This is a genomic window from Paenibacillus sp. LT-B23, from assembly GCF_059417685.1.
Map to the genome: position 1 here is coordinate 185,286 of NZ_JBSQBM010000005.1, position 16,353 is coordinate 201,638.

Consider the following 16,353-nt stretch of genomic DNA (forward strand, 5'->3'; position numbering starts at 1 on the left):
ATGTTACAACTGGATCAAATACCTTTGAAACAAATACACGGCGTGAGTGCTCTCAAAGAAGGAGAGCTTCACGCTTTTGGCATTTCTAATGTGCAGGACATGCTGGAATACTATCCGTTCCGGTATGAGGATTACCGTTTGCGTTCGCTGAGCGAAGTGAAGGACGGAGATAAAATTACGGTGCAGGCTAAAATTATGGGCATTCCGGTGCTTCAGCGTTATGGGCGCAAATCCAGATTGACTTGTAAATTGATGGCTGAGGATTGGATGTTTACAGCGACATGGTTCAATCGTCATTTTTTGAAGGAGCAGCTAACGTCAGGCCGTGAAATTGTCGTGACTGGCAAATGGGATCTGAAGCGGATGCAGATGACCGTTTCGGATTCCGAGTTTCCCGATAAAGGAGTCGCTCGTTCTGGGACGCTTCAGCCTGTGTATTCCGTAGGCGGCAAGATTACGCAGACCTGGATGCGCAAGACGATGAACCAGACACTCCAGCAGTTTGGTGAAATGATTCCCGAAATTTTGCCGGAGTCGTTTGTACGTAAATACAGTATAATGCCGCGTAAGCAGGCTATTGCAGGTATACACCAGCCTCAGGACAATCGAGAGGGACAAGAGGCCCGCCGTCGGATGGTGTATGAAGAGCTGTTTTTATTTCAGTTGAAAATGCAGGCATTCCGTGCGTTGAACCGCGGCCGGGCAGATGGGGTTGTACATACGGTGGATAATGCCACGGTTCGCGAATTTGTGAGGGCCTTGCCGTTTGAGCTGACGGATGCTCAGAAGAAAGTGGAGCTTGAAATACTGCATGATCTGCGTTCGCCTTATTGTATGAACCGTCTGCTTCAAGGGGATGTTGGGTCAGGTAAAACCGTTGTTGCCGCCATCGGTTTGTTTGCTACGGTGCGTTCCGGTTTTCAGGGGGCGCTGATGGTGCCAACGGAAATTTTGGCTGAACAGCATATGCGGTCGCTTCACAAGTTATTTGAACCGTTTGGGATTAGTGTGGGGTTGTTGACGGGCAGTACGACCGGGAAGAAGCGTAAGGAGCTACTGGCGTCGCTCCAGATGGGTCTGCTGGATATTGTGGTGGGCACGCATGCCCTTATTCAGGAAGATGTGTATTTTCGCCAGCTTGGGCTTGTTGTAACGGATGAGCAGCACAGATTTGGTGTCAATCAGCGTAGTATATTGCGTCGCAAGGGCTATAATCCCGACGTTCTTACGATGACGGCAACGCCGATTCCGCGTACGCTGGCGATCACCGCTTTTGGCGATATGGATGTCTCTACGTTGTCAGAGCGGCCAAAGGGGCGTATTCCGATTTCTACGTATTGGGTAAAGCATGATCTGATGGATCGTGTGCTCGGATTTATTTCCCGTGAGGTGGATCAGGGACGGCAGGCTTATCTGATCTGCCCGTTGATTGAGGAGTCTGAGAAGCTGGATGTACAGAATGCCATCGATCTGCATATTCAAATGCAACAGGCTTTTCCACGTTACCGCGTCGGTCTGCTGCATGGGCGAATGACTCCCGCAGAAAAGGAAGAGGTTATGCGTTCTTTCTATGCAAATGAAATCCAGTTACTCATTTCAACGACAGTTGTAGAGGTGGGCGTAGACGTGCCGAATGCGACGCTAATGATCATTATGGATGCGGACCGCTTTGGCTTGTCCCAGTTGCATCAGCTGCGCGGACGTGTCGGGCGGGGCGCACATGCCTCGTACTGTGTGCTGGTCGCTGATCCCAAGTCTGAGGTGGGCCAGGAGCGGATGAAGGTTATGACCGATACGGACGATGGTTTTGAGGTGGCTAGACGTGACTTGGATTTGAGGGGGCCGGGTGACTTTTTCGGTACCAAGCAAAGTGGGCTGCCCGAGTTTCGGTTAGCAGATATGGTAGCGGATTTTGAGGTGCTGGAAAAGGCCCGTGAGGATGCGACTGCTCTGATCGCGGACTCGTCTTTTTGGACATCTCCGCAGTATGAAGCATTGCGTGGCTATTTGCAAAAAGAGCAGATTTTCCAGGGTGATCTTATCGACTAATACACCTTGAATCATAAGGTTGTTTTTATAGTTTTAAACAGATAGGCACAATGGACAGGCTGGCCGTCATATATTTGGGAATGACCGAATGATATGGGAGGTGCGGTAACATTGAGCTATCAGCAATATGGAATCAGTCCGCAACTGGTGGAGCGGATTAAGTTGAAAATGAAAAATCGTGCGCTTAAGGAGCGGGTTAAGCAGCAGATCGAAGGCGTGACCAAGGCGGACCTGCAAAACAAAGCCAAGGTACGTCAACTTGTGAAGTCCACTTCCGCTATTTTGAACGAGCGGCTGACGGCTGCACAGGAGGAACAATTGACGGCCTTCGTGCTGGCGCAAAAAATCGACCCGTCGAACACGTTTCATCTGATCAAGCTGTGGGGGATGTTTCGTTAACCGGACATACGTTGGATGTCTCTAAACTCTCTCTGAATGCTCGATGCTCATCCAAGCTGGAAAAGGATTGCCTGATGTCAGGCGGTCCTTTTTTGCTTGTTCCTCTATTTCCCGATTGTTTTCTGTTCAGTATAGTATATTCCGTAGCCTTCGCTCGTATTTAATTCCCCGGGTAATAGACTGAGTGTTAATAGAGAGATTTTATTTGTAATGACCGCCAATTTTGACGGATCGCTCCAGAGCCTGCCCCGCGTTTGTTAACGACGATGCACGCATGATGATCGCCTGACCATATCGATCCTTTAAAGTGTCTGTTACTTTTTCCAAAGCTCGGGATCGCTCCTGATCTTCAAAAAAGTCCAGCTGGTACAGCTGATCATCCATCAAGCCGCTTAAAGTGACACCCGCACGCTTCACAGGCATATGGTTCCAAAAGGTATAAAATATTTTTTTCACGGTTTCATATATCTTTTCGGTGCGGTTTGTAGGATCAGGAAGCTTCATCTGGCGGGAAAAACCAGTCGGTGCCTCGTAAGGGCTGCATATGCAATGGACGGTCACAACTGAGCCAATATATCCTTTGCGGCGGGAGTCCCGGCATACCTCTTCTGTCAACTCAAGCAGGATAGTCTCCACCTCCGCAGGCTGGACATAATCCCGGGGCAGGGTCATCATATGACCGATGGATTTTGGGGGCGTATCCAATGTTTCCGGTTTGACCGGACTGTGATCCAGACCGTTAGCAGTTCGCCATAAAACTTCTGCCTGAATATCTGACTGCTTGCCGAAATGAGACCGGAATTTGTCCTGAAGCCGGGGTAAGGGAGTACGTGCGATGTCTCCAATGGTATGCAATCCAAGCCTCTCCAAATGCCGTTCCATGCGCGAGCCAATACCGAACATACTGCAAACCGGCTGAGACCATAGCAACGCTGCAATGTCGGATGGAGGAAGGACAAAAATGCCGCTTTCGTTCTTCTTGGCCCATATATCTGTCGCCATTTTAGCGAGCATTTTATTGGAACTGATACCGATACGAATCCATACCCCTGTTTGTGACATTACTTTTTGTTGAATTTCACTTGCGATGCTCACCGGATCTCCGAACAGGGAGAGGCTTCCGGTTACGTCCAGAAACTGCTCATCAATACTGAAAACCTCAACCAAATCCGTATACTCGTTATAAATTTCTGTTATTTTTAATGAGACGTCGATATAATGCTGCATGCGCGGGCGTACAATGGTAAGGTCAGGACATTTTCTTATCGCTTCTCCCAGACGCTCTGCTGTAGATATACCGTATTTTTTAGCCAGCGGACACGCAGCCAGGATAATGCCTGAACGCAGCGAAGGGTCACCAGCAACGACTAGCGGCTTATGTTGATATTCGGGATTGTCGGCCTTCTCAATGCTGGTATAAAAGCTTTGGCAATCTGCTAAAAATATAGTTTTTTTTCCGCGTTCGTTCAATGTTGCAATCTCCTTTCCAGATGTATGGTGATCGTCTTTCCAAAATATTCTTGAATGTAAATTGATATAGTAGTATTATATACAGAACAAGTGTTCCTAATCCAAATGTATTTTCTGGAACGTTATTGTTTACGTAAAACCTAACATGGCGTATCATATTATCTTGAACGAAAACATGTGGAAATGAATGCATATTGAGGGGAGAAAACCATTTTTATGAACCCAAAACGTCGACCATCATCTCAAAAACGCAGCAGGTGGCGTATTTTTGGCAGAGTTTTGCTGATTAATATCAAGTGGTTCTCGCTTGCGGGCGTACTTGGGGTCTTATTTGCCGGAGGTCTTATATCCGGTTATGTGGCAGCGCTGGTTCATGATGAACCTGTACGATCACGTCAGTTGATATATGAAAAGGTAAATGAGAACGCTCTGACCAGCTTTGTATTTTTTAATGACCAGGTAACCCCGGTTGGACGAATGCGAATGGAGGAGGATCGGCAGCTCGTGGATCTGAAGGATGTTCCCCAATCCATTGTAGATGCCCTCATTTCAACGGAAGACAGCCAATTTTATGAGCATCAGGGGGTTGATCTAAAAGGGACGGCTCGCGCCGTCAAACAAAAGCTTCTGAACGAAAATCGCCAAACAGGCGGAAGTACACTGACACAGCAGGTAGCCCGGCGAGTTTTCCTCAGTCTGGATAAGACGGACAGCCGTAAGGTAAAGGAAATGCTGCTGGCACTGCGTATGGAACGTTTTATGGGCAAGGACAAAATATTAACGGCATACCTAAACAAAATGCCGTTTGGCAATGGCTCCGCAGGTTACAATTTGTACGGGATCAAGTCGGCTTCGTTAGGGATTTTTAATGTAAGTGATCTACATAAGCTTCATATTGCTCAGGCGGCTTATTTGGCTGGTCTTCCACAATTGCCATCTGTTTATTCGGCTTTTGACGGTAAAGGGAAATTTGATGAAGAAGGCTTCAACAAAGCTTTGGAGCGCCAGCGTGTCGTGCTGGGAAGGATGCTGGCAACAGGTAAAATCACATTAACAGAATATAACGAGGCACTTCAATTTGATATTAAAGCTACTCTTGCACCACATCGGGAGAAAAGCTACAATACATTCCCTTATTTGATGCTGGAGACGGAGCGGGAGGCCGCCCGGTTGTTGGCGCTCCAGCAAAATCCGGATCTTACGACAGCCGAGATTTCCAAGCCCGAGCATGCGGAACTCCTTCAAAATACACGAGAAGAGCTGCAGCGGTCCGGTTATCGGATTTATACCACAATAAATAAGAAAGTTTATAACGATATGCGGCAGATTGCTGCCAATCCGCAAAACTTTTCTCCATACAGTAAGCAGAAAGGACTGGAGCAGATTGCTGCCATCATGATTGATCATAAAACGGGGGCTATACTCGGTATGATCGAGGGCAGGGACTTTAATACTGAGCAAATGAACTATGCAACCCAGATGACGCGTCAGCCGGGTTCAGCTATGAAGCCTATTGCAGCTTATTTGCCTGCTTTGGAAAAAGGCTATACTCAGCCTGCTGGGCTTATTGATGATTCGCAAATTATATTAAAAGACGGACGTAAAGGCTATCATATCCCTAAAAATTATAACAGACGGTACGAAGGGTTGATGACAGCCCGTGAAGCACTCAATCGGTCGATCAACATTCCTGCGCTGAGACTGTTTTTGTATGAAGTTAAAATACCAAACGCCTGGAACTTTGTACGTTCCCTTGGGATTACAACGATTCAGCCGCAGGATGAACATGCTCAGACAGGCGTCCTGGGTGGGCTCAGCAAGGGGGTATCGGTCAAGGAACTGACAGCGGCATACGGTACGATTCCTAATATGGGCGTATGCAATGAACCCCATTTGATCAGTAAAATTACGGATGCCGATGGCAAGATTGTTTATGAATTTAAACCGCAGGCGAAGCGTGTGTATTCCCAGCAAACCGCGTTTTTAATGACAGATATGCTCAAAACGGTTATATCGGACCCGAGGGGTACAGGCAAACGTATACAAAATGCTTTTAAAAGCTACGGTACCATTGACATTGCCGGCAAGACCGGTACGACACAAAACTTTGGCGATGTGTGGTTCATGGGCTATACCCCGGATGTTACACTCGGCGTATGGGCAGGTTACCGTCAACAGGTTAACACCCTATCTCAAGAAGGGCACTCCAGAGCACAATCGGTGTGGGCGCTTATCATGAACGAGGCGGTCAAGGATCAGCCCCAGCTTTTCAAAAATAAGCATTTTACACAGCCGGAAGGTGTTGTAAAAGTTACGGTCTCCAGCCTTACAGGTAAGCTGCCGGGAAGTTATTCCCGGCAATCCGGTCAACTCGTGACAGACTGGTTTAACCAAAAATACGTGCCAACGGAAGTCGGGAGGGAACAACGACCACGTTCATCCACACCTGTCGTGCCGTCCAAACCGGATGCGAAGGATAAAGCAGCTCCAGAGAAACAAGAACCTGCAACGGATCAGAAGGAGATTCTACCAGAAGAAACAGTACCTTCTGATCCGGAGACAGAAATAGATACGAATGGTGAGATTAATGATGTGCCACCAGCAGATGGTTCGCAACCATCTGTTGAAAATAAGCAGGAGCTGCCTTCTGAGCCAGAAACCCAGAAGGCAGCTCCAGAAAATAAACCAAGCGAAACTATTCATACCGAAACACCCGATCAGCGGAAAAACTGAACCAAAGGGAGCGGCCTAATTCAAAATGCCGTTCCCGACAATATTGACGGTGATCTGTGGGTGAAAATGAACATTAGAGTACTCTTTATTCCACTCCAGACTTTTCCACAAGGTCGGGTGATGGGCAATCAATTGTCTGCCGATGCCAAAGGCATCACAACCGCTTTTTTGAAGCGTACGGATAATTTCCTCCGCATCATGGGTCATGATTTCCGAAAGCTGACGGTTCAGGCGCATGACATTATCCTTATCCTGAAGATGATCCCGCGCGTATTCAACAACATCGACAGGGAGCTTCAGGTTGAGATACACATTAATTTGACCATCGCGTCCAACTTTCACTATGAGCTGGCGTTTGATGTTCCGAATATGAGCCTGATAGGTAATAAAGTTTTGCAAATCACTGGCAGGTCCCGAGTGAACCCTTTTTACAAAGCGCGCTGTGTCCTTCCATTTCCCGGTCATCAGGACATAAAGCACCCCTTGCTCGTCGTTAAGGGTTCCTGTAAATCTTTGTCCGTGAAACAAGGCAATCCCTCGTGCTACGATGTCTTCTCCATCTTTGGAGAGATAGGGGAGAGCAAAGTCCTGTCCTGGATCAAGCATAGGGGGAAGCAGTGTTTCTAGCGTCACTTCAGGAAATACGCACATTTCCTCCAGGCTTCGGATTTTTTTTGTTATAAATTCGCCGACTAAGAGGCTGCCTACATTTTTCTTGTTCATTAATTCTCCGGCTAATCCTTCTACTATAGCTACCTTCACATGTGAGGTGGGATGGTCTGGCTCCCGATACAGGACATCCAGATATGGGTACAAATCTTTTTGGGCCAAGCTTGTGCCATACAAAGTAACCCCGTATTTAAAGTAACGGATATCTCCTGTTACCTTGGCCCGGATTTTGTCTGTACTTTGCCGGACGGAATTTCCGGTACCTGAATGAATTTCATTGGTACTTTTCCCCTGGTTATTTCCAGAGTCATCTACAATTTCGAGTGTTTGCAGCAACATGCCTTCTGGAGTAAGATCGTAGGCCGAAGCATTTGCCAGCCGGGCATCCTTCAAGCTGTCCTGATCCCAGCAGCCAGTCATAAAAATGAGTAGAGCCAGCATACCAAGTGCTCTCCTCTTTTTTTTCATGTTCCGGGCTCCTCCTTTTTGTTGAATATATACGATAGAATCAGCAACAGCAGAGGTAGTGCAATCAGGAAAAAATAAGCCGAATTGTTGGCAATTGTACCGACGAGGTCAAAATCCTCTCTTTTTTGAGGGATGCAGGCAATAATGCATGAGAAGAATACTACGAAAGGAACGGCTTGTTTGTGATTTTTCTGCTTGAACAAATAGCCTAGTCCATAGGACGCTGCATAATAATAACCGCTTATGGAGCCAAAGATTGAAATTAACCAGATGGGCAGGAAAATAAAATCAACCCGGTCCATCGTTCCCAGCGGAATAGATCTGAGCAGGTAAATGACAGGCTCTGGCATCAAATCAAGCTGCTGGGGGCTAAATACACTTGTACAGGTTAATATGGTAAAACCATACAACAGAATCACGACTCCGTTAGCTAGCAGGAGCGACTTGAGCTTCCCCTTACTTTTACCCTCGACCATGGGAAAGACCACGAGGATGAATTCAAAGCCGAACATGGCTAGAAGTGTTTCTTTGGAACCTATAATAATATGAGGCCATCCAGCCTCAGTCAAAGGCAGCAGATAGAGCAGATTGGCCTGTTTTATTCCATAACTGATTAAAAACATCATCGGTACGATCAGGAAGGAGATTAAAACAAACACTCGGGCAATTGTCCTCAAATTTTCGCGAACCAGATAGATACTGCTGAACAGAATCAGAGCCAATATAGCCCAACGCGGGGTTTTTTGCAGCATCCAGCGATTAATGACGTCATAGGCGCCAACAAGAACGGATGTTCCCATAAGCAAGTAGTACATAATGTAAGCCACCGTCAAAATTTTACCCATCCAGGAGCCAGTAATCCGAGTGAGGATTTGGTAAATGGAGGAGGAGGGAAAACGTCTTAACAGGAGCCAGCACATTAAAATGATAAGCTGGATCAAAATGCCTCCAATAATGACGGATATCCAGCCCCCTCCCTTGGATGACAGATGCATCTGATAAGGAAGTGATAGAATATCCACGCCAATCTCAAACTTGATAATCAAAAAAAACAATTGACCCTGTGTAATAGTACTTTCTTTATTCACGACGTTTCCAGCTCCTAGAGTAGTTCTGTTGCTTCATTTTTTGGGGTCGGGAATCATGCGGCCGCTGTTGGAGTGTCCAAATGGGAAAGCGAATAAAAACATCCTTCATATCGCCAAGCCGGAAAGGTGCCAGAGGAGCAAAATAAGGTGAACCAAATGTTTCCAGCTTACAAAGGTGAATAAGGAGAATAAGCATCCCGAAGGCAATGCCAATATATCCGAACAAGGCTGCAGCAATCATCATTGGAAAACGGAGAATGCGGACAGCTGAGCTCATTTCATGGGAAGGTACCAAAAAAGAAGAGATAGCTGTTAACGAAACGACAATAATCATGGTGTATGACACGAGACCTGCCCGAACGATAGCATCCCCGATAACCAGACCGCCAACGATGCCTATTGTTTGGCCCACTCGGCTGGGCAGACGAATCCCGGCTTCCCGTAGCACCTCAAAGATCACTTCAAGCAACATCGCCTCCACAATGGCGGGAAATGGAACATTCTCCAACGATTTTTTGATCGTATGTGCTAGCTCCAGCGGTAGAATGGCTGAGTGAAAGGCAATCGTTGCAATATAAATGGCGGGCAGCGTAAAAGCGATCAAAAAGCTCATCATTCGGATCATCCTCAGAAAGGAACTAATAATCCAGCGACCGTTATAATCATCCGGGCTTTGGTAAAATGCAAAAAAGGAGACGGGAGCGATTAAAGCAGTAGGGCTGCCTTCGGCCAAAATAGTTACTCGTCCTTCCATTAAATTAGCGGCTACCCGATCCGGACGTTCTGTGCTGAGCTGCTGAGGGAACAGGGAAAAGGGATTGTCCTCCGTGAATTCCTGAATAAAACCAGGAGGCAGTACCATATCGGAGGAGATGGCCCTTATTCTTTTTTCCACTTCCTCCACTAGCTCAGGATTGGCCAAGTTTTGCATATACATGATAGCGACTTTGGTCCGGGTTTTAGATCCGACATAAAAGTAGCGCACAATCAGCGATGTGCTGATGATTTGTTTGCGAATAAGATTCAGATTGACGGACAGCTGCTCAATAAATCCATTGTGCGGCCCGCGGATAATTCCCTCGTTCTCCGGCTCATCCGTACTACGGGCGTATGTTTTTTCGGAGGAAAGGATATAAAATTCTTCTGCGCCATCCACCATTAAAATGGAGTATCCCTCAATAAGCGAATCAGCGGCATTTCGGAGGTCGGTGTCCTTTTGGCTGTTCAGGGTGGTAAACATTTGATGAGAGCCAGAATCGGTTTTCTTATACAATGTGGCCAGAATGTGAGTCTGAATGATCTCCTGATCCACGAGTGAGTCTATATAGAGAAGAATGCCATCTTTCCCGTCAACAGAAATAGCCTGTTTTTTTAAATCATCCGTATAAAAAAGAGCTTGCTCGATAAAGGAAATATTCTTGTTCAATTCAAAGGGAGCTGCGTTATGTCCAGTCAAGAAAACACCTTCTTTTGGATGAGATATGCATAATGTGTGCCAAATGGATTGGATTTATCCATGATCTGGCGCCCTATCCATATCCCGCATCATCTTCACCTCACGTAACGTGAATGTTTTATAATAGAATAGGCTGAAAACGAGAGACTCAATTACATATATCTGCACGCACGATACGATTCTATGAGGAAAAAGGGATGATTACTCCTGACGGGACCTTTGACTTTGTGGTCAGCAGTTATGCCCTGCATCATCTAACAGGTAAACAGAAAATACTCGCTCTGTCGGAAATGCAACGCACGCTTAAACCTCATGGACGTATTTGCATCGTGGATCTGATGGTGGATGTAGCGGAGCTACTGGAAGTGGGGGGAAAGGTGTCCACGCCAGGAAAGGAGGAATCCGAGCTGCCAGTATATTGTGCAGAACGCTCCCGCATGCTGGATTGGTTCGATAGACATGGGTATTTTGCGGCTTCCTGGCATATTACAGGGCGACTGCATCAAGGCAGTGGCATGGCTGCAAAAGCTAAGCACTGGCAATCCAGTTGCTCTTACTGCTGCGCAGGCCCTGCAAATGGCTATAGTCAATGTAGCCAAGCTTTAAACTTTGAGCACAAAACCGGCACACTTGAGGTGGGGAAAGGCGGATATCATTCTGATAGATATGCAAAAGCCGCATTTACAGCCAATACACCAGATAGAGTCACTGCTTGCTTACAGCGCAAGCGGCGCGGATGTCAATACGACAATTGTGAATGGGCGTGTGCTCATGCGCGGAAGACAGTTGCTAACAAGAGACGAGAAAGAGGTGCTCGCACAAGCAACGGTACGCGGAAAACGCATCGTACAAGGATTTTAAACGAGACTACACAGTCGAGTGGCTTTGGGTCACATCAATTCCCAAATAATGTCCCAGTTCCCGTCGAACCTCGCTGCGTGCAAAGGAGGAAAGCATGAAAAACCGCTTTTGGTAGCCACGGCATACATACAGGACCTCCACGCCTTCGTGATTCCGGGTTTCGTTGTATATTTTAACTCCCTGCCTTTTCATTCGCGCCTTTGTCTCCGCCAATTGAACAGCTACACGCTGTTGCACCCCGGTCAGGCTGCGAACGTACAGATCGGGCATTTTTAAGGCAGAGGCATTCAGAATGCGAATGTCCCGCTCCAGCACATCCAGCACGAGGGTCAGAAGTACACAAGCTTTGATCAGCCCTGCGTCTTCTTCGGAAGGCAATGGGGCCTTATTCTTGTTGTCCAGTATCTTTTTCATAAGAAATCTCCTTTACTCATAACAGGAATACAATTATAATCAGCATACAGAACAAATGTTCTTTTTATACTTCATCATAGAAATTATTCCTTTGCCAAAGCAATCATCAATTATTGGAAAGAAGGTATACATATTGTCACGCTCGTTATATGCGGCGCTTTTGCTGCTAAGCCTCATTTGGGGCGGATCGTTTTTGTTTATCAAGGTATTATTGCTTCATCACGTAGGGCCTTGGACTATTGTATTTCTTCGTTCCAGCTTTGGCCTCATTTTTATTGTTTTGTTGATGCTGCTCATGCGCAAGCCATTTGAATTCAGAAGTATTCCATGGAAATCGGTTATTCTCGTAGCTCTGGTAAACATGGTTTTGCCATGGGCCTTGATTAGTTTTAGCGAGACCAGGATTGCTAGCAGCATAGCTTCCGTATTGAATGCCACCACGCCAATCTGGACCATGTTGGTCGGACTTGTCTTGTTCGGAGCTATCTTTCATCGAATGCAGTGGTTTGGAATGGGACTCGCTTTTGTAGGAATCGTTATTTTACTGGGTATTAATCCTGTATCCATTATTTCTGTCGACCCCGTCGGCTTTGGATGTATGCTGCTTGCGACTCTCTGCTATGGCTTTGGAACGCAACTGTCCAAACGGTTTTTATCCAATCTGTCGATGTATCAGGCAACCTTTGCGACATTATTGGGTGCAACGGCAGCGGGCGGCATCATGACGGCAATGGTAGATCGACCTGATCTGTCGGTCGTCGTCATCCCTGGTGTATTGGGTTCTCTTATAGGGCTGGGGGTCTTGGGATCGGGAGTAGCTTATATTTTGTTCAATTATATGATTTTGCGGGGAAGTCCGGAATTTGCCTCCTCGGTGACTTATTTTGTACCGGTGAGCGCTATCGTATGGGGCTTTTTGCTTCTGAATGAACACATCGGCTGGAATGTTCTGACCGGGCTGGTCCTCATACTCGGAGGGGTGTTTATGGCCAACCAGCGCAGAACAGCCAAATTGGCTGGGTAACCACTGAAAATCTGCATAAACCAAGCTATAAACACATTCTATGTGCATCCGCCAAACCTTCGGTATAATGTGGTTATTCGCACATACAATAAAGCATGCTCACGCATAAAATAAAAATATGGTGCGGCATAAAAAGCAAGCTGTTTAGCAGGTGGTAAGGTGTGGTATAATAAATAATAGAATTACATGTACCACAGAAATGTCGGAGTTTTATTCCACAAAAGAAAGGATCAGGATACCATGTGTCCCCGAAGGATACTTCCCCAAAGGACGATTTGGAAACGATTTGATCTGTCTTATACTTAGCTTTTCCGCGGAGTAACGTCAAGTTGCGAAAGCCAACTCTGCGGAAGAGGGGATTGTACATGCGAAGGACCAAGTCCTCCAGGCACATCTTACCCGGTAGCTTCCGTAAGAGTGGGTTCATCCACATCAAACTTACGAGAAACCGAGGGAGCCTGTATGAGGAAAACTTACGAATCTATCGTGAACAATGGAGCATTAAGGCAGATTGCTGTCATGCTGCTCGGAACATGCATTTTAGCTTTTACGTATTATCACATCAATGCTCAAAATCATTTGTCAGAAGGCGGATTTGCAGGCCTAGCTCTGCTGGGACATTACGCATTTGGCGTGTCTCCGGCTTGGAGTATGCTGCTGCTTGATATTCCCGTCATATTATTGGCTTGGGTACTGAAGGGCAGAAGATTCATGCTGCTGGCATTAATCGGGGCGGTCGCATTTTCCCTGTTTTATGCAGGATTTGAAAAGTATTCGACGCTGGTTATAGATCTGCACGGCAACTTGTTGGTAGCGGCTCTGCTTTGCGGAGTGCTTACAGGCTTGGGAGCCGGGATCGTACTGCGATTTGGTGGAGCAACCGGGGGCGATGATATTTTATCCCTGCTGATCAGCGAGTGGCGTGGATGGAAAATCGGTAACGTGTTTATCGTTAGTGACATCATCGTATTGGGGTTATCGCTGTTGTATCTGCCTGTGAAGGAAACAATGTTTACCATACTGGCTGTGTGGCTCGCCGGAAAAATAATTACATGGACGACAACGTTCCAACTACACCGACCTGTGAAAAAGGTACTGCCTGCGGCTATTCCAGCCCAAAAGGTAGTTGCCAAAACAGTGCCGGTCGTCCACAGCCTTCGTCAATAAGGAAAGGGTGTTACGTCAGAAGAGAAATCTTCCTGCGTGACACCCTTTCGCTGTATCCAGGCTTCAGCAGGAAGGCTTTAAAGTAGAATGAATGCGTCCGTTTTGGTCATGAATAATCGCCGAAATCTGCTGGCGGTTTACTAATTTTTGAGCCTCGTTTACCGCTTCATTTTTGTGCCGGAAAGTGGAAGCAGGTTTATCATGCCCTTCTTTCTTAATAGCCCAGCCATACTCATGTGGCACGACATGAATAGGCTCCTGAGGCTCCGAAGAAGCAGAATGCTTGTTTTTCCCATTTCTACTTGAATGTTGTTGCTCATGTTTTTTCTGTTTCCCGTCTCGTTCAGTTGGATGATTATCGTCCCATTCCTCGGCTTGAGAGGTTGCAATCGCAATGGAACGTCCTTCTTCGTAACCGTCACGAAGTAGTGCGTTAGCAATATCAACGGCTTTTTCTCGCACACGCGGCTCCAGATTTTTCATAGATGGGGGGTAATCATGTTTGGTCCAAGGCCTACCCAACACTCCTTATAGCAGATGATGTAGTATGTATTACCCGCTGTCCGCTTAAACAAACGGAAATCAAAGAAATGAATATATTGTAAAATGTATTTGGAGAAAAAGCGTATAGTGGTGTGCAGAATACCTGAAAAGGAGTGGAGCAATTGCTTGCCTGGAGTTTCGTCTTTATGCTAACCATCATTATACATACTACAGACAGCTTGACCTATGCCCTCCGTCTTGGCGGTTTGCGAGCACACCGAATTGGATTGGCTTTAACCGTAGCGGGTATGCTGCTGTTGGTTTCGCGCACCTCTAATATGGCTCAGGGACCTTTACTGGGAGGTATGGTCGATCAGGCAAAGGCTGCCATACGAGCGGGTGGGGCTAATGTTAGGCTGGAGCTGTACATGCACGGGGTTCTACTGGCAGCAACCGTCGGGACCATGATCGCTATTATTTTGTATCCGACCGTGGTACGCATGTCGGCCAGATGGATTGTGCATCTGGAGCATACCGGCTCTATTCCTGCACTGGTGCGTCATTTAATGGTGCACAACCGCTGGAAGCATGCAGGCTACTACATGAAGCGTCCAACCGGGTCCATGCTCACCTCGCTGTTCAGGGGAGCGATCCCCAAGCGCCTGATTACCCTGAATATGACTGTGACCGCGATATATACGACGGGAGTGGTGTCTGCTTTATACGCATGTTTCCTCTGGCCCGCTCAAGGGACGGCAATGTCGATGTCATCAGGTCTAATCAATGGTATGGCAACGGTGCTGCTGACCCTGCTAATTGATCCCAGATTGGCAGTATTGTCTGAAAAAACGCTGCGTGGGGAGCTGCCTTTGAACCGTATAAATAGCATGTACGGCTGGATGATCATCTCGCGTTTGGGAGGCACGTTGCTTGCACAGTTGCTGTTGGTGCCGCTCGCATTCTGGCTTGGGTGGATTATGGGCTGACGGGAGGTACATATACTGATTTAATTCAAAAGGCTGACCCGGGGTCATCTGCGAAAGATGATTTCCAGGCCAGCCTAAAATATTTTTGAAGTCTATTTACTTTTCAAATAGTGACTTATAGGCTCCATAGCCTTCACGTTCCAAGTCTTCCTGAGGTACAAAACGGAGAGCGGCGGAATTAATACAATAGCGCAGGCCATCTGGACCCGGGCCATCATCAAATACGTGTCCCAAATGGGAGTCGGCTTCGCGACTGCGGACCTCGGTACGAATCATAAAGTGGCTGAGGTCTGTTTTTTCTTTGACATTATAGCTGCGTAACGGACGAGTGAAGCTGGGCCAACCACACCCTGCATCATATTTATCAAGCGAGCTGAACAAAGGCTCTCCCGATACGATGTCCACATAAATGCCTTCACCCTCATGGTCCCAGAACTCATTTTGGAAAGGGCGCTCGGTCGCGTTCTTTTGTGTTACTTCATATTGAATAGGGGTCAGTCGCTCTTTCAAACCAGATTTATCGATTTTACCTGACCAATTTTGCTCAATAAAATCTTCACGTCCAGAGCCTTTGCGGTAGCGCTTGTAATGCGCGGGGTTCTTCTTATGATAATCCTGATGATATTCTTCTGCTTCATAAAAGGTTGCTGCAGGCAGAATCGGTGTAGCGATGGGCTTGTCAAAACGGCCGCTTTCACCCAGCGCTTTTTTGGAAGCTTCTGCCTTGATTCTTTGTTCTTCGTTATGATAGAAAATAGCTGTTTGGTAGGACGAACCTCTATCGTGGAATTGTCCACCTTCATCCGTCGGATCAATCTGTTGCCAGAACAGCTCTAACAATTTTTCATATGGGAAGACTTGCGGATCAAATGTAATCTGTACAGCTTCTACATGTCCCGTTGTTTCGGAGCATACCTCTTCATAGGTCGGGTTTTCCGTATGTCCCCCTGTGTAACCGGATCTTACCTTTAAAATGCCGGGCAGTTCCTCGAAGGGGGAAACCATGCACCAGAAGCAGCCGCCTGCAAAAGTTGCCTTCTCCACGGTGTTTGGATTGTTGGTGCTCATATTTGTCACTCCATTCTG

Annotated in this window: 15 protein-coding genes and 1 pseudogene; 9 read left to right on the plus strand and 7 right to left on the minus strand. The window is 46.9% G+C overall.

Annotated elements, in window-relative coordinates; all coding sequences use genetic code 11:
* Positions 1–2,049, plus strand: coding sequence for an ATP-dependent DNA helicase RecG (gene recG / locus ACWXW9_RS08945; RefSeq protein WP_494929110.1), 2,049 nt, complete (start codon positions 1–3; stop codon positions 2,047–2,049).
* 111 nt (positions 2,050–2,160) lie between these two features.
* Positions 2,161–2,448, plus strand: a complete 288-nt coding sequence (locus ACWXW9_RS08950) for a stage VI sporulation protein F (RefSeq protein WP_014282284.1) — start codon at positions 2,161–2,163, stop codon at positions 2,446–2,448.
* A gap of 201 nt (positions 2,449–2,649) precedes the next feature.
* On the opposite strand, the gene ACWXW9_RS08955 is transcribed toward ACWXW9_RS08950, so the two are convergent.
* Positions 2,650–3,918 carry a DNA polymerase IV gene (locus ACWXW9_RS08955; protein ID WP_494929111.1) on the minus strand — a complete coding sequence of 423 codons (1,269 nt, stop codon included), beginning with the start codon at positions 3,916–3,918 and terminating at the stop codon, positions 2,650–2,652.
* Positions 3,919–4,134: 216 nt separating this feature from the next.
* On the opposite strand from ACWXW9_RS08955, the gene ACWXW9_RS08960 reads away from it, so the two are divergent.
* The gene (locus tag ACWXW9_RS08960; RefSeq protein WP_494929112.1) at positions 4,135–6,651 is read left to right on the plus strand and encodes a transglycosylase domain-containing protein; all 2,517 of its coding nucleotides are present in this window, start codon (positions 4,135–4,137) and stop codon (positions 6,649–6,651) included.
* A gap of 15 nt (positions 6,652–6,666) precedes the next feature.
* On the opposite strand, the gene ACWXW9_RS08965 is transcribed toward ACWXW9_RS08960, so the two are convergent.
* Genes ACWXW9_RS08965 through ACWXW9_RS08975 form a run of 3 tightly spaced genes read right to left on the minus strand, consistent with a single transcriptional unit; the run spans position 6,667 to position 10,359 of the window.
* Complete coding sequence (locus ACWXW9_RS08965) at positions 6,667–7,788, minus strand: Ger(x)C family spore germination protein (protein WP_494929113.1); 1,122 nt, start codon at positions 7,786–7,788, stop codon at positions 6,667–6,669.
* Complete coding sequence (locus tag ACWXW9_RS08970) at positions 7,785–8,876, minus strand: GerAB/ArcD/ProY family transporter (RefSeq protein WP_494929114.1); 1,092 nt, start codon at positions 8,874–8,876, stop codon at positions 7,785–7,787. Before ACWXW9_RS08970 ends, ACWXW9_RS08965 begins: the two co-directional genes overlap by 4 nt.
* Positions 8,869–10,359, minus strand: a complete 1,491-nt coding sequence (locus ACWXW9_RS08975; protein ID WP_494929170.1) for a spore germination protein — start codon at positions 10,357–10,359, stop codon at positions 8,869–8,871. Before ACWXW9_RS08975 ends, ACWXW9_RS08970 begins: the two co-directional genes overlap by 8 nt.
* Positions 10,360–10,529: 170 nt before the next feature.
* Between ACWXW9_RS08975 and ACWXW9_RS08980 the strand changes: the two are divergent.
* From ACWXW9_RS08980 to ACWXW9_RS08990, 3 genes and pseudogenes are all read left to right on the plus strand, one after another.
* Positions 10,530–10,604: pseudogene (locus ACWXW9_RS08980) on the plus strand (hypothetical protein); the annotation flags it as partial.
* A 187-nt stretch (positions 10,605–10,791) separates the two neighbouring features.
* The gene (locus ACWXW9_RS08985) at positions 10,792–10,938 is read left to right on the plus strand and encodes a hypothetical protein (protein ID WP_494929173.1); all 147 of its coding nucleotides are present in this window, start codon (positions 10,792–10,794) and stop codon (positions 10,936–10,938) included.
* A 3-nt stretch (positions 10,939–10,941) separates the two neighbouring features.
* A complete protein-coding gene (locus ACWXW9_RS08990) occupies positions 10,942–11,193 on the plus strand; it encodes a hypothetical protein (RefSeq protein WP_494929174.1) in 252 nt (83 codons plus the stop codon).
* 6 nt (positions 11,194–11,199) lie between these two features.
* On the opposite strand, the gene ACWXW9_RS08995 is transcribed toward ACWXW9_RS08990, so the two are convergent.
* Positions 11,200–11,607, minus strand: coding sequence for a YhjD family protein (locus ACWXW9_RS08995; protein WP_494929115.1), 408 nt, complete (start codon positions 11,605–11,607; stop codon positions 11,200–11,202).
* 133 nt (positions 11,608–11,740) lie between these two features.
* Here ACWXW9_RS08995 and ACWXW9_RS09000 point away from each other — a divergent pair, with 133 nt between their 5' ends.
* Entirely contained in the window at positions 11,741–12,631 is an 891-nt protein-coding gene (locus tag ACWXW9_RS09000) for a DMT family transporter (protein ID WP_494929116.1), read from the plus strand.
* A 462-nt stretch (positions 12,632–13,093) separates the two neighbouring features.
* Positions 13,094–13,798, plus strand: a complete 705-nt coding sequence (locus ACWXW9_RS09005; protein WP_014282274.1) for a YitT family protein — start codon at positions 13,094–13,096, stop codon at positions 13,796–13,798.
* Between the two features lie 63 nt (positions 13,799–13,861).
* Here ACWXW9_RS09005 and ACWXW9_RS09010 read toward each other — a convergent pair whose 3' ends face one another.
* A complete protein-coding gene (locus ACWXW9_RS09010; protein ID WP_494929117.1) occupies positions 13,862–14,281 on the minus strand; it encodes a DUF2188 domain-containing protein in 420 nt (139 codons plus the stop codon).
* A 182-nt stretch (positions 14,282–14,463) separates the two neighbouring features.
* Here ACWXW9_RS09010 and ACWXW9_RS09015 point away from each other — a divergent pair, with 182 nt between their 5' ends.
* Positions 14,464–15,267 (plus strand): lipid II flippase Amj family protein, encoded by an 804-nt coding sequence (locus tag ACWXW9_RS09015; protein WP_494929118.1) that lies wholly within the window; start codon positions 14,464–14,466, stop codon positions 15,265–15,267.
* Positions 15,268–15,363: 96 nt separating this feature from the next.
* On the opposite strand, the gene msrA is transcribed toward ACWXW9_RS09015, so the two are convergent.
* On the minus strand, positions 15,364–16,335 hold the full coding sequence (gene msrA, locus ACWXW9_RS09020) for a peptide-methionine (S)-S-oxide reductase MsrA (protein ID WP_494929119.1): 972 nt from the start codon (positions 16,333–16,335) through the stop codon (positions 15,364–15,366).
* Positions 16,336–16,353 lie beyond the last annotated feature (18 nt).